This window comes from Vibrio sp. McD22-P3 (assembly GCF_021568915.1).
GTDB classification, from domain to species: Bacteria; Pseudomonadota; Gammaproteobacteria; order Enterobacterales; family Vibrionaceae; genus Vibrio; species Vibrio mediterranei.
Genome location: NZ_JAKGTN010000009.1, coordinates 122,582 through 135,714, shown reverse-complemented (window position 1 = coordinate 135,714; position 13,133 = coordinate 122,582). Strand labels below are relative to the sequence as shown.

Annotated in this window: 13 protein-coding genes; 7 read left to right on the top strand and 6 right to left on the bottom strand. The window is 44.7% G+C overall.

Annotated features, from left to right (window positions below; translation table 11 throughout):
• The first annotated feature begins 5 nt into the window (after window positions 1–5).
• The 5 genes from truD (at window position 6) to rpoS (ending at window position 4,430) form a co-directional block, all read left to right on the top strand.
• Window positions 6–983: a tRNA pseudouridine(13) synthase TruD gene (gene truD, locus L2W36_RS12420; protein ID WP_236110182.1), complete on the top strand. Its 978-nt coding sequence runs from the start codon at window positions 6–8 to the stop codon at window positions 981–983.
• 4 nt (window positions 984–987) lie between these two features.
• Window positions 988–1,752 (top strand): 5'/3'-nucleotidase SurE, encoded by a 765-nt coding sequence (surE, locus tag L2W36_RS12415; RefSeq protein ID WP_006072638.1) that lies wholly within the window; start codon window positions 988–990, stop codon window positions 1,750–1,752.
• 4 nt (window positions 1,753–1,756) lie between these two features.
• Window positions 1,757–2,380 carry a protein-L-isoaspartate(D-aspartate) O-methyltransferase gene (locus L2W36_RS12410; protein ID WP_006072640.1) on the top strand — a complete coding sequence of 208 codons (624 nt, stop codon included), beginning with the start codon at window positions 1,757–1,759 and terminating at the stop codon, window positions 2,378–2,380.
• A complete protein-coding gene (nlpD, locus tag L2W36_RS12405; protein ID WP_236110181.1) occupies window positions 2,381–3,337 on the top strand; it encodes a murein hydrolase activator NlpD in 957 nt (318 codons plus the stop codon).
• 115 nt (window positions 3,338–3,452) lie between these two features.
• The gene (gene rpoS, locus L2W36_RS12400; protein WP_006072644.1) at window positions 3,453–4,430 is read left to right on the top strand and encodes an RNA polymerase sigma factor RpoS; all 978 of its coding nucleotides are present in this window, start codon (window positions 3,453–3,455) and stop codon (window positions 4,428–4,430) included.
• 74 nt (window positions 4,431–4,504) lie between these two features.
• Here rpoS and L2W36_RS12395 read toward each other — a convergent pair whose 3' ends face one another.
• From L2W36_RS12395 to L2W36_RS12385, 3 genes are all read right to left on the bottom strand, one after another.
• Window positions 4,505–5,116 (bottom strand): TIGR04211 family SH3 domain-containing protein, encoded by a 612-nt coding sequence (locus L2W36_RS12395; protein WP_006072646.1) that lies wholly within the window; start codon window positions 5,114–5,116, stop codon window positions 4,505–4,507.
• A 221-nt stretch (window positions 5,117–5,337) separates the two neighbouring features.
• Window positions 5,338–6,600: an inorganic phosphate transporter gene (locus tag L2W36_RS12390; protein ID WP_038224033.1), complete on the bottom strand. Its 1,263-nt coding sequence runs from the start codon at window positions 6,598–6,600 to the stop codon at window positions 5,338–5,340.
• 124 nt (window positions 6,601–6,724) lie between these two features.
• Window positions 6,725–7,405, bottom strand: a complete 681-nt coding sequence (locus tag L2W36_RS12385) for a TIGR00153 family protein (RefSeq protein WP_038222611.1) — start codon at window positions 7,403–7,405, stop codon at window positions 6,725–6,727.
• Window positions 7,406–7,610: 205 nt separating this feature from the next.
• On the opposite strand from L2W36_RS12385, the gene L2W36_RS12380 reads away from it, so the two are divergent.
• A complete protein-coding gene (locus L2W36_RS12380; RefSeq protein WP_171393349.1) occupies window positions 7,611–9,128 on the top strand; it encodes a CYTH and CHAD domain-containing protein in 1,518 nt (505 codons plus the stop codon).
• Between the two features lie 46 nt (window positions 9,129–9,174).
• Here L2W36_RS12380 and L2W36_RS12375 read toward each other — a convergent pair whose 3' ends face one another.
• Window positions 9,175–9,942 (bottom strand): potassium channel family protein, encoded by a 768-nt coding sequence (locus L2W36_RS12375; RefSeq protein ID WP_038224029.1) that lies wholly within the window; start codon window positions 9,940–9,942, stop codon window positions 9,175–9,177.
• Window positions 9,943–10,076: 134 nt separating this feature from the next.
• Here L2W36_RS12375 and L2W36_RS12370 point away from each other — a divergent pair, with 134 nt between their 5' ends.
• Window positions 10,077–11,333 (top strand): methyl-accepting chemotaxis protein, encoded by a 1,257-nt coding sequence (locus L2W36_RS12370; protein WP_236110180.1) that lies wholly within the window; start codon window positions 10,077–10,079, stop codon window positions 11,331–11,333.
• 89 nt (window positions 11,334–11,422) lie between these two features.
• Here the strand turns inward: L2W36_RS12370 and panC are convergent, their stop codons facing one another.
• Both panC and panB read right to left on the bottom strand, forming a co-directional pair.
• Window positions 11,423–12,310 carry a pantoate--beta-alanine ligase gene (gene panC, locus L2W36_RS12365; protein ID WP_038224025.1) on the bottom strand — a complete coding sequence of 296 codons (888 nt, stop codon included), beginning with the start codon at window positions 12,308–12,310 and terminating at the stop codon, window positions 11,423–11,425.
• An 8-nt stretch (window positions 12,311–12,318) separates the two neighbouring features.
• Window positions 12,319–13,113: a 3-methyl-2-oxobutanoate hydroxymethyltransferase gene (gene panB, locus L2W36_RS12360; RefSeq protein WP_006072660.1), complete on the bottom strand. Its 795-nt coding sequence runs from the start codon at window positions 13,111–13,113 to the stop codon at window positions 12,319–12,321.
• Window positions 13,114–13,133 lie beyond the last annotated feature (20 nt).

The following is a 13,133-nucleotide window of genomic DNA, read 5'->3' as shown; positions in this document are numbered from 1 at the left end:
CGATGATGACTGATGTTTTACAACACTTAGCCTACCTATACGGTAAGCCGACCACGACGGCCAAATTTAAAGCGACCAATGAAGATTTTGTGGTTAGCGAAGTACTTGGCTATGAGTTCACAGGAGAAGGCGAGCATTTGATGCTACGCGTTCGCAAAAATGGTGAGAATACCAGCTTTGTTGCCAACGAACTGGCGAGGTTTTGCGGGGTCAAGTCCAAAGATATAGGTTGGGCTGGTCTTAAAGACAGACATGCCGTGACAGAACAGTGGTTGAGTGTGCATCTACCGAAAAAGAATGTTCCTGACTTTGCCGACTTTCATAAGCAATATCCTAGTATTGAGATAGTAGCAACTGACTGGCATAACAAGAAGTTAAGGCCTGGTGATTTGGCTGGGAACGAGTTTGATATTCGTCTTACGGATGTTTCTGATATAACGGAATTGAGCGCGAGATTAGAGCAAGTCGAAGCAAGTGGTGTTCCTAACTATTTTGGTCAGCAACGATTTGGTAGAGATGGCGGTAATGTCACCGAAGCAAGACGTTGGGGACGTGAAAATGTACGAACTCGTAACCAAAATAAGCGCAGCCTATATTTGTCGGCGGCTCGCTCTTGGATTTTCAACGAGATTGTCTCTAAGCGCATCGAAGCTCAGTGTTTCGAGAGTGCAATCGCGGGTGATATTCTGGACGATAATGGCGTGATTACCGCTGCGCTAGCTGGTGATAACGCACTGCCGACAGAGCAAGATGCTTTAACACTTGAGCAAAGCGCGGTAGATCAAGAGCCTGACCTCATGATGCTGATTCGTGGTAATCGTATGCGACACGATCGCCGAGCTATCTTACTGAAGCCTGAATCATTAAAAAGTCAGCTAGAAGATGATGCCGTGACGCTTTCTTTCTTTTTAGACTCAGGTAGCTTTGCAACATCAATCTTACGAGAGCTGGCTCAAATAGAAGAAGTGGAACGACAATTCTAAACACATGGATATGAGTAAAAAACTTAGCATTTTAATCAGCAATGATGATGGGGTGCATGCCGAAGGCATTCGAGCACTAGCGAAAGAACTTAGTGATATTGCGCAAGTAACCATTGTTGCACCAGATCGCAACCGATCTGGTGCCTCCAACTCATTGACGCTAGAACAGCCTCTGCGCGTTAATCAAATTGAGCCGGGTGTGTACTCTGTGCAAGGCACACCTACGGACTGTGTGCATTTTGCACTTAATGAGTTGATGAAAGATGACCTGCCCGATCTCGTGCTATCTGGTATTAATCATGGCGCAAACCTTGGTGACGATGTTCTGTATTCCGGAACGGTTGCCGCAGCTATGGAAGGGCACTTTCTTGGAGTTCAATCCATTGCATTTAGTTTGGTAGGCAAACAGAACTTTACCGCTGCGGCGATTATCGCTCGTCAGTTTGTGGAGCGACATCTTAAGCAAAGAGTCCCAACTAATCGCTTGTTGAATATCAATATTCCAGATTTTCCATTAGCGCAATTAGGTCAGGTTGAGGTGACTCGATTAGGCGCGCGCCATCATGCTGAGAGTATGATTAAACAGAAGGACCCACGTGGTCATGATATCTATTGGCTAGGTCCTCCGGGGAAAGAGCAAGATGCGGGTATAGGAACGGATTTCTATGCAATAGAGCATGGCCATATTTCCATTACTCCACTTCAGGTGGATTTGACCGCACATGAATCAATTGGTGCAATGGAACGTTGGATAGCAGGGAGAGATTAAGGTAATGAATCCGCAAGCGGAACGACTCGTTGAGTTTATCAAAGGGCATGGCATTACCAATGGTGCAGTATTAGAAGCGATTCAATCTGTACCCAGAGAACAGTTCGTGTCTCAAGCGATGATACATCAAGCGTATGATAACAATGCGTTGCCTATTGGCGCTGGTCAAACGATATCTCAACCTTATATTGTTGCCAAAATGACCGAGCTTTTAGAGCTATCAAGAGAAACTAAAGTACTCGAGATAGGAACGGGTTCTGGCTACCAAACTGCAGTTTTAGCTCAAATAGTTGAGCACGTCTTCTCGGTAGAAAGAATCAAATCTCTTCAATGGGATGCTAAACGTCGCCTAAAGAGACTCGATATTTACAATGTCTCGACTAAACATGGTGATGGTTGGCAAGGATGGAAAGCAAAAGGTCCTTTTGATGCGATTATTGTGACAGCTGCAGCGGCGACAGTCCCTGACGCTTTACTGTCTCAGCTCACAGAAGGTGGGCGACTTGTAATTCCTGTTGGTGATGATGAACAACAACTATTAAAAATCACTCGAAAAGGTGATAGTTTTAATACCGAAGTTATTGAATTAGTAAGGTTTGTTCCTTTGATTGCAGGTGAATTAGCGTAAATGCAAAGCCGTTTGAAGGCCGTGGGTTCCGTAATTATGTTGTCCAGTGCACTTGTTGGGTGTGCTGGGCGTTCGCCTGCACCTGTCTCAGATTTGGGAGGCAGGTACGATAATATCTCTCGAGGGAGCTATCGCGGTAGTTATTACGAAGTGCAAAAGGGTGATACCCTCTATTTCATCGCCTACAAAACGGATAAAGACGTTAAGGAACTGATTCGACTAAATAATCTTCGTTCTCCTTACACCATTCATCCTGGTCAGCGCCTCAATTTGTGGCGACCTGTTTATACTCCTCCTGCGTACGCTGGCTCTGGTGCTGGGGAAGTGGCTGCGGCTTCTACTGCAACAGCTGCCGCGGGTTCTACCACCGCTAAAGCTAAGTCTTCTAACTCGCAATCCTCCAAAGCGAAGACGGGTAGTTCATCAACGCAAAATAGTCAAAAAACAGCCACTAAGAAGGTTGATCAATCAAAAACAAAGGAGTATGGTGACTCTAAAGGTAAACAAAATGTTAATAACACAAAACCCAATACGGCAAAACAGAGCACTGCTCAAACCAAGCCGAAGCCACCACCTAGCTCTAGCGGCAAAGTAACGAGCTGGCAATGGCCAACCAAGGGACGTGTAATAAAGAACTTTTCTGCAGGGGACCAAGGAAATAAAGGTATCGACATTGCAGGCCAGAGAGGCCAAGCGATTGTTGCCACTGCAAAAGGAACCGTGGTTTATTCGGGTAATGCACTCAGAGGTTATGGAAATTTGGTTATTGTTAAGCATAACGATAACTACCTCAGTGCCTACGCACATAACGATCGGTTATTGGTATCAGAAGGACAAAGTGTAAAAGCCGGACAAAAAATCGCAACAATGGGAAGCTCCGGAACCAATAGTGTAAGACTGCACTTTGAAATTCGTTACCAAGGTAAATCGGTAAATCCTAAGCGTTACTTACCGTAATTACCGTATACGTATTTACAATACGAAAGCTACTTGCAATTTGATTGACGTTATCAGAGAAGGTTAGCGACATAGTTTGTAGTCATGTTTTGCTAGCTCGCCAGGGGGAGGCGCTATGAGTATCAGCAATGCAGTAACCAAAAATGAAAACTTCGACGTTGAAACGGAATCAACGGAGATCGTCGAAAACGCACTTACCAACGATGAATCCATTTCTGAAGATAAAGATATGTATGACGCATCGGCGAAAAGCCTGGATGCGACTCAGCTTTACTTAGGCGAAATTGGTTTCTCTCCATTACTTACCGCGGAAGAAGAAGTCCTGTATGCGCGACGTGCCCTAAAGGGTGACGAAGCCGCTCGTAAACGTATGATCGAAAGTAACCTACGTTTGGTGGTGAAGATCTCTCGACGTTACAGCAATCGTGGACTGGCGCTGCTTGATCTTATTGAGGAAGGAAACCTTGGTTTGATTCGAGCAGTCGAAAAGTTTGACCCAGAACGAGGCTTCCGTTTTTCTACTTATGCCACATGGTGGATTCGACAAACGATTGAACGTGCGTTAATGAACCAGACTCGCACCATTCGTCTTCCGATTCATGTAGTGAAAGAACTCAATATCTATTTGCGTACTGCTCGTGAGTTATCACAGAAGCTAGACCATGAGCCTACAGCAGAAGAGATTGCACAGAAGCTTGATAAGCCAGTCAGTGATGTGTCTAAGATGCTACGTCTAAATGAACGTATTAGCTCAGTAGATACACCGATTGGCGGTGATGGTGAAAAAGCACTCCTAGATATTATTCCTGACTCAACGCATTCAGATCCTGAAGTATCGACTCAAGATGATGATATCAAGTCTTCGCTGATTCACTGGCTTGACGAGCTAAACCCTAAGCAGAAAGAAGTACTAGCACGACGTTTCGGTCTGCTCGGCTATGAGCCATCGACACTAGAAGAAGTAGGACGTGAGATTAATCTGACCCGTGAACGCGTGAGACAGATTCAAGTTGAAGGCTTACGTCGACTTCGCGATATCCTGATCAAACAAGGATTGAATATGGAGTCACTGTTCAATTTCGATGACGATTAAACTTTTCGTCTCATGAACAAAAAAATACCGCCAAATGAGGCGGTATTTTTGTCTGTGCGTAATGCTGAACTGTCTTATGCCCAGCCGTTTGGACTCTTCTTACGACGAGGAATGATGTGTGGAAGAATCAAGCCAAACAACAGACCTGCTCCAGCAACACCACCGCCATACATAAAGTAGCGCAGCAGTAGGTCTTCTTTCTGTGTATCCAGTTTTGCGCGCAGCTCACGGATTTCAGTTTGAGATGAGGTTAGCTGCGAGCTTATATCTGAGTAGTTTTGCTCCAGTTCAGCAATTTGCTTGTTACGTGCTTCTAGAGAGCTCACTAAACCATCTTTTTCGCTGTTCGCTGTTTCACGAGCGTTAGCCAGTAGTGATTTCGCTTCAGTCAGTTCTTTCTCAAGACGCGGAAGACGCACTGCCATGCTCTCTTGAGTGGTCACATACTTAGTTTCAACCCAGCCTTTGCGGCCACGGCTATCTTGAACTTGAGAGTAACCATTCTCTCTGTTAGTGGAGAGTAGTCGAACTTTGTCACCAGCATTGATGCTGCCAATGATTCGATATTGGCTGCTAGGGCCAGAATGCATGTAAGTAAATAGCTTGTCAGCAATATAACGATCCTGCGCCAATGCAGCAGGGGCTGCCAGTAATGACACCATGATCATGCAGATCAGTTTTTTCACAGTAAGTCCCTTAAGTGTTTCAATGGGGAATGAACAAGAAAGTATCGTTCGCTTTGGTCGCGGAGACGTACTCTCAATTTGTAAATTTTTAAGAATGGGCAAATAGTATGAAGTTTCTTAACGGGGTGCAACAAAGAAGGGAGGCAAAGCCTCCCTTTATTTGAATTTGAGTCAAATATGACGTGAGCTTCACATCTCTCTGACTTTATTGCACATCGTGCTTATGCACCAAAGATGGCTTGCATAGCGTAGAAGAATACGACCGCTAGTAGTGCACCTGCTGGTAACGTCACAATCCAAGAAGCTACGATGTTACGAACAACACCTAAGTTTAGTGCAGCAATACCGCGAGCAAAACCAACACCTAAAACCGCACCTACAAGTGTTTGCGTGGTCGAAATAGGAAGACCTGTACCTGAAGCCAAAACAACCGTACAAGCTGTTGCTAGCTGTGCAGCAAAGCCACGGCTTGGTGTTAGTTCGGTAATACCCGTACCAACAGTCGCCATTACTTTGTGGCCCATTGTTGCAAGACCAACAACGATACCGATACCACCTAATGGAAGAATCCACCAAGCGATAGAGCTTTTCGCTGTAATTTCGCCCATGTGTTCAACGGTAGATACTACCGCAGACAGTGGACCAATTGCGTTAGCTACGTCGTTCGAACCGTGTGCGAATGCCATTGCACAAGCTGTGATAACCATTAGAACACTGAAGATACCTTCAACGCCGCTAAAACCATGATCTTCCTCACGGTCAGCAAACTTACGTTGGATATAGATGTAACCACCGATCATAACGAGTGCAGAAACACCTGCAGCCCAGAACCACGCTTCCATACCTTCTAGGTGCAGACCTACGTGCTTAAGACCTTTTTTAATCGTTACTAGGGCGATAACCATGGTAGTAATGAACATGTAAACTGGCACAAAGCGCTTTGCGTTAAACAGTGGTTTTTCAGTATCAAATATCAGTCGTTGTGCACTGATAAATATTACGTAAGCAAAAAAGCCAGAAATAACAGGGGTAATAACCCAGCTACCTACGATGCCTTTAACTGATCCCCAGTCTACCGCTTCAGTACCGACTGACACACATGCGAAACCAATGATGGCACCGATGATTGAGTGTGTCGTTGATACTGGCCAGCCCATGTAAGAAGCTAGAAGCAGCCATGTACCAGCGGCAAGTAGAGAGGACATCATACCGTAGACAAGAATGTCAGGTTGATGGGCGAACAGTGACGTTTCAATAACACCTTTACGAATCGTGTCAGTCACTTCACCGCCGGCAAGGTATGCGCCAGCAAATTCAAAGATCATCGCGATGATGATCGCTTGCTTAACTGTTAGAGCTTTAGAGCCAACAGAAGTACCCATTGCATTGGCAACATCATTTGCACCAATACCGATTGCCATAAGGAAACCGAATACTGCTGCAACAATAATTAGGATAGTGCCGTAGTTTGCAAGAATATCCATTGTAATACCTAGTTTTGTTTCATAACAAGCGGAGCAATTCTTTAGGCGCAGGGCAAACTCTTAAGCATTGTCTGTGCTCAACGCCTAATTCATCCTTGCTCTTTGTTACTTAGTTAACGTTCGATTAAGACCTAGACAGCATCACTTCAAGACGAGCGCCTACACGCTGTGCTTGATCTGCAATACCGCCGACCCATTCAAAAATCTTGTAGAGGAACATGACATCAATTGGATTCATGTCGTGCTCAATCGTCATCAATTGCTGACGAAGTTGGATCTGCATTGCATCAGTGTCATCTTCGATGATATCTAGCTGATGAATCATTTCTGCTACAAGCGTAACTTCGCGGCCTTTAAAGCCAGTCTCTAACAGTTCATCAAGCTCGTTAATTACTTTTTGAGCTTGGTTAGCTGCATCAAGACAACGCTTTACATAAGCGATGAAGTTTTCTTGCAGTGGAGCTGGAATGACGAGTTGTCGACCGTATACACGACCGGCAATGTCTTTTGATAGGTTCGCTAACTTATCTTGCTGTGTAAGTAGCTCAAGCATGTCGCTACGATCCACAGGCATGAATAAACCGCGTGGTAGTTTTAAGCGTATTTCACGCTTAAGTACGTCCGCCTCTTTCTCTAGGTGAGAAATCTGCGCACGGATCTCTGCTGCTTTCTCCCAATCGCCTTGAGCACTAGTCTCAAAGAAGTTGATAAGATGAGAACAACATTCTGTTACGCACACTACGTGGCGCTGCAAAGGCTTAATAGGGGACTTTGCAAATAACCCCATAATTGTATTTACTGGCATGGTCATTCAACCTAATTAATATAACCTGAAATAAACATACACCAATTCATGGTGAAATGTTGAGCGATGGCTATAAAGGCGCGCATGGTAACCCATTAAAAGTCTGATTTAAACTGTTTTAGATCATCATTTGGGTGATATTTGTCACTTGCTGAACGCATCGATTGCTCATATCCTGTTGTGAGTGTCCCCGAAAGGTAAAACTATGGAAACCGAGATAGAACTGAAGTTTTTTGTTTCTCCTGAATTTTCAGAAACTTTACGTAACAAAATTTCTGAAACAAAAGTACTTCAGCACAGTTGTCGTGAGTTAGGAAACACTTACTTCGATACTCCTGATAACTGGTTACGCCAACATGATATTGGCTTAAGAATTCGCCGTTTTGATGATGTTTTTGTTCAAACTGTAAAAACATCTGGACGCGTGGTTGCAGGTTTGCACCAACGTCCAGAATTTAATGCAGAACACACTTCCAACTCTCCATTGCTCACTCTTCATCCAGTAGATATCTATCCTCAAGGAAAAGATATCGATGTATTGCAAGCAGAACTGACACCTATTTTTGCGACAGACTTTACGCGTGAACAGTGGTTGATTGGTATGGCTGATGGTAGCCAAGTGGAAGTGGCCTTCGATCAAGGAGTGGTCTCTTCGGGTGATAAAACTTATCCCATTTGCGAAGTGGAGCTGGAGTTAAAATCAGGTCAGACCGATGCGCTATTCACATTGGCTCGCTCATTTATTGAAGACGGTGGTATTCGTTTAGGTAACTTAAGTAAAGCGGCGAGAGGTTATCGCTTGGCAATGGATTACGAAGGTGATCCCGTCAAGACAATGGATCTAGTCGACACAGTAGAAAGCGATAATGTTGAAACCTGCTTTATCCAGTCTCTCGAACATGCTCTAGCTCACTGGCACTATCATGAGCAAATTTACGTTGAGCATGAGTCCATAGAAGCGCTGCATGAAATTAGTCATGCACTAAGCTTTATTCGCCAGATTCTTACTGTTTACGGTGGTATTGTTCCTCGCCGTGCTAGTGCAATTGTACGACAGGAATTGAAGTGGTTAGAAGAGGAGCTAAGTTGGCTTAAGAGTTATGATCACTTCGAAACGTTACTTGAAGATAAAGGGCATGTTCTAAGAAAACTGGATGCAAGAAAGTATTTGGTTGCTGAGCTCAAAGAAATGGAGCAAGAGCTACCTGATCGTGAAGACATGCTGAAATTGATTCACTCGGCACGCTATGCAGGTCTATTACTAGACTTAAGTCGCTGGATTTTATCGCGAGGCTGGCAGCCGTTTCTTGATGACAAAGCTCGCGATAAGATGGCGCAAAATATTAAGCCGTTTTCCATCAAACAGCTTGCACGCACTTGGGCTGAATTGATTGAGGCTTTCCCGCCTGAGAAACTTCTCACTCGACAGGATTACATCGACCAACAATATCGTTTGATGAGGAATCTCTACACCGGTGTTGGCTTTGCTAGCCTTTATAATACGGATGAGCGCAATAGTTTCCGGCTTCCTTGGGCTGATTTACTTCAGGGAATCGACGACTTACTGATGTTGGAGCCTTTAGAGCGCTTAGTCACAAAATTAGAAGGCGAAGAACAACAGCAACTAGAACGTTGGTTGAAACGCCAGGAGAGCTCCATACTACATGCGATGGAGCAAACGCGACAAATCAGTATTGAAGCCCAGCCTTACTGGCAGGATTAGTGGCTAATTAACTGCTACAAAAAAGAGGCGTGCTGCCTCTTTTTTGTTATTTATTGGAGTCCAGTGAATCCATTTTCTTTTCGATTTTCTCTAGCTTATGTAAGATGATTTCTTGTTGGTTTAATACCTTCTGTAGCATCACTTCTTTATGTTTAGAACGCCTTTCATCCATTGAGCTTGGTGAAGAAAGCAGCGAGGTAATCAAACCTGATGTCATACCAAACAAACCAACACCACAGATGATAATTACCCCAGCTAGCGCTTTCCCCAAACCCGTAACAGGGTAATGATCACCATAACCCACCGTTGAAACGGTAACAAAAGCCCACCAAACGGCATCACCGATATGCTGAATATTGGCTTCGGGATCATCCCCTTCCGCCCAGAGCATAAGCCCGGCACCTGCGGTTATCAGCAAGATCAGTAGCAATAGAATAGAGGCAATGGTGGTTTCGTGCTTATTTCGCGCCAGTTGTCTTAGTAGGGCTTCACCAGAACGGATAACCAAGATAACTCGAAAGATATGAAACACTCTGGCAAAACGTAGCGGCTCGATCATAGGTACACTAGCGACAAAATCGATCCAGTGGGTTTTCATAAATTGCAGACGATCTGTGGAGCGGATCAGATCTATGAAAAGCTGCAGCAGAAATAAACTACAGATTATAAAGTCTAGGCCGATAAGGACGGTACGCTCATCGCTATTGATAGGCGCAAACAACAAGGCTGAGATCACAAATAGTGCCATAAACGACAGAAAAAGTGACAATAAACTCAGAGGCTTAGTTTCAGTTTTGGTATCATTTGCTTTCATACGAGGCTCGAAATAAATAACTTGGGCTCATGCGTGCCATTTCCTTTAGCGAAGGTAACGTACAAGTAAATGACGTTGGCATCAAAGTTAGGTAAAGACACCCTAACTATATAATAAATAATGGAGAACGGATAATGACCACACTGGCATTTAAACCTTGGGAGCGTGTAATAACGGACGTGCGCTTAGTTCCTAAGATGTTGATGTTAATGATATTTAGTACGGTTCTGTTGGTTAGCAAGCAATTATGGGATGCCAGTACATTTTATGATTCATTGCTTGCTGCGACGCAAAGTGCAGAGGTCGCGCAACAGCATTATGAAGCCTACTTAGTTCAAGTGGTTTGGCAAACAGCATTGATGATTGTGCTTTTTGTCGCGCTCTTGTTATTCGCCGCTAAAACGATGTTAAAGCAAACCACATATCTTAGCGATGCTATCAAACGTATGGCGGACAAAGATCTTACCGTACCGGTCAATATGGATTGTAAAGACGAGTACGGTGACGTTGCTAGAGAGCTAGAACGCACTCGTGTTCAGCTGCAAGATATCATCAAGACTCAAGTGATTACTTCTCAAGAACTCGCGACGCTCACTGAAGTGATGACGTTAAGCATGTCTGAGACCAAAGAGTCTTCTCAAGAAGAGTTTAACGAAATCGATCAGCTTGCCACGGCAATGAGTGAAATGACTTCAACGGTTCAGACTGTTGCAGATCACGCTCAGAATGCTTCTCAGCTAACAGAACAAGCTTCAGGACAGGCATCGACAGGACAACGTTTTGTTCAAGGCACTGTGACTAAAATGAGTGAGTTGTCGGATGATATCGCAGCTTCTGCGCAAGCGGTAAACCAAGTTGAAGAACGTGTTGAGTCAATCGGCAGTGTTGTGGGCACCATTCAAGGTATTTCAGAGCAGACTAACCTTCTAGCGCTTAATGCCGCTATTGAAGCTGCACGTGCAGGAGAGGCAGGCCGAGGCTTTGCTGTTGTTGCGGATGAAGTGCGCAATCTCGCTCAACGCACACAGCAGGCGACAGTAGAAATCCAAGAGATGATTTCTCAACTGCAATCAAGCGCCAATTCAGCGGTTGAATTAATGGAAAAGAGCGTGGTCGAAGCGGCCGACGGTGTAGAACTTGTCACCAACGCCGGTGTAGAGCTTGATGGCATTGTGAATCAAGTCAATCAGATTAATGACATGAACTTCCAAATTGCCACAGCAGCGGGTCAGCAAAGCAGCGTTGCCGAAGAGATGAATCAAAACCTGACCAATGTTAGAGAGCTGGTTGAAGCATCGGTTGTGGTAGTTACTGAGCTGTTGGAAACGTCGGAAATGATGCAGAATAACGCAACGGAACTCGATGGTAAGATTCAATCGTTTAGAGTTTAATACGCAATAATAGAAAAGGGGTCACTGATGACAGTGACCCCTTTTTGTATCCAATGAATGTGTGCTCTGTAGCAACAAAAACTACAGTGCTAGCTTTCTTCTGCTGATTCGGTTTCCGCTTGTTGCTGCTGTAATTCTAAGACTTGGTTGTCAATTAGACGCGCTTTTCCTAAGAAAGCCGACATCAAAATAACCGCGTGCGTTGAATCACTGCTAATCGGTTGCAAGCTGTGTGCGTCACGAATGAAAATTTCGTCTGGCTGAAGACCAGCTGCACGCAATTGATCACTTGCGTCTTCAACAATGGAAGCGTAATCATCACGACCACCGCGAATTGCACTGTTAATCCAACGCATGGTTTTTGCTAATACAGGCGCACGCTGACGTTCATCCATCGTCAGATAGCCATTGCGTGAGCTCATTGCCAAGCCATCCATCTCACGCACTGTCGGGACACCGACAATGTCAATATTCATGGCAAGATCGCTCACCATTTGACGGATAAGCGCCAATTGCTGGTAATCTTTTTCACCAAAGCAAGCTACGTCTGGCTGAACGATATTGAACAGCTTAGTGACGATAGTTGATACGCCTCTAAAGTGCCCTGGACGTGAAGCACCTTCAAGCATGTGAGAAATGCCTGGAACCTCAACAAAGCTCTGTTTATCCAAGCCTTGTGGGTACATAACTTCTGGTGTTGGCGTGAATAATAAGTCGACACCTTCAGCCGTCAACTTCGCAATATCTTCGTCAAGCGTGCGTGGATAGTTGTTTAAGTCATCTGCACGATCAAATTGCATCGGATTAACAAAAATGCTCGCGACGACGACATCAGCATGTTCGCGTGCTTTGCGCATTAAAGTAAGATGGCCTTCGTGCAAATTACCCATCGTAGGAACAAAGGCAATTCGACGCTGTTCACGCTTAAGTAGTGCAATTTGCTCTCTAAGTTCAGCAATATCAGCTAAAGTTTGCATGATTCCCCCTAGGCAATCGTATGAGCGTCATCAGGGAAAGCGCCGCTTTCCACATCAGCGATGTACTTCGCGACAGCACTGCGCATATCACCAGTTTCTGCGAGGAAGTTTTTCGAGAACTTAGGCATGTAGTTCGCCGAAATACCAAACATGTCATGCATCACTAAGATTTGGCCATCAGTAGTGTTACCTGCACCGATACCAATAACAGGGACATCGAGCGCTTCTGTGATACGTTTTGCGAGCTCTTGAGGAACGCATTCCAATAGAACGATTTGAGCGCCAGCTTCTTGAAGAGCCAGTGCGTCACGTACCATTTTGTCTGCATTCTTCTGATCGCGACCTTGAACTTTATAACCACCAAAAATATTGACGCTTTGCGGCGTTAAACCTAGGTGAGCACAAACTGGAACAGCACGTTCAGTCAGCATTCTTACGGTATCAACGAGCCAATCACTGCCTTCAATTTTAACCATGTTAGCGCCTGCACGCATCAGCTTTGCCGCATTCTCACAAGCTTGCTCTGGAGTGGCATAGCTCATGAAAGGCATGTCGGCCATAAGAAGACAGTTTGGGCTGCCTGCACGTACACTACGAGTATGATAAACAACGTCTTCTACTGTTACAGGAAGTGTGTCGTTGCGGCCTTGAAGCACCATACCTAGTGAATCACCCACTAGTAGAACTGGCATTTCTTGGCTTTCAAATAAACCTGCAAAGCTCGCATCATACGCGGTTGACGTTGCAAATTTACGACCTTCTTGTTTCCATTTAACAAGATCGTTGATGGTGATTTTTTTCATTTTTAATCCTTACTTAGGGG

Excerpts from the sequence above, each read along its gene's own strand:
- panC (WP_038224025.1), bottom strand. The coding sequence starts at position 12,310 with ATGCAAACTTTAGCTGATATTGCTGAACTTAGAGAGCAAATTGCACTA.
- truD (WP_236110182.1), top strand. The coding sequence starts at position 6 with ATGACTGATGTTTTACAACACTTAGCCTACCTATACGGTAAGCCGACC.
- surE (WP_006072638.1), top strand. The coding sequence starts at position 988 with ATGGATATGAGTAAAAAACTTAGCATTTTAATCAGCAATGATGATGGG.
- L2W36_RS12370 (WP_236110180.1), top strand. The coding sequence starts at position 10,077 with ATGACCACACTGGCATTTAAACCTTGGGAGCGTGTAATAACGGACGTG.
- panB (WP_006072660.1), bottom strand. The coding sequence starts at position 13,113 with ATGAAAAAAATCACCATCAACGATCTTGTTAAATGGAAACAAGAAGGT.
- L2W36_RS12410 (WP_006072640.1), top strand. The coding sequence starts at position 1,757 with ATGAATCCGCAAGCGGAACGACTCGTTGAGTTTATCAAAGGGCATGGC.
- rpoS (WP_006072644.1), top strand. The coding sequence starts at position 3,453 with ATGAGTATCAGCAATGCAGTAACCAAAAATGAAAACTTCGACGTTGAA.
- nlpD (WP_236110181.1), top strand. The coding sequence starts at position 2,381 with ATGCAAAGCCGTTTGAAGGCCGTGGGTTCCGTAATTATGTTGTCCAGT.
- L2W36_RS12375 (WP_038224029.1), bottom strand. The coding sequence starts at position 9,942 with ATGAAAGCAAATGATACCAAAACTGAAACTAAGCCTCTGAGTTTATTG.
- L2W36_RS12380 (WP_171393349.1), top strand. The coding sequence starts at position 7,611 with ATGGAAACCGAGATAGAACTGAAGTTTTTTGTTTCTCCTGAATTTTCA.
- L2W36_RS12385 (WP_038222611.1), bottom strand. The coding sequence starts at position 7,405 with ATGCCAGTAAATACAATTATGGGGTTATTTGCAAAGTCCCCTATTAAG.
- L2W36_RS12390 (WP_038224033.1), bottom strand. The coding sequence starts at position 6,600 with ATGGATATTCTTGCAAACTACGGCACTATCCTAATTATTGTTGCAGCA.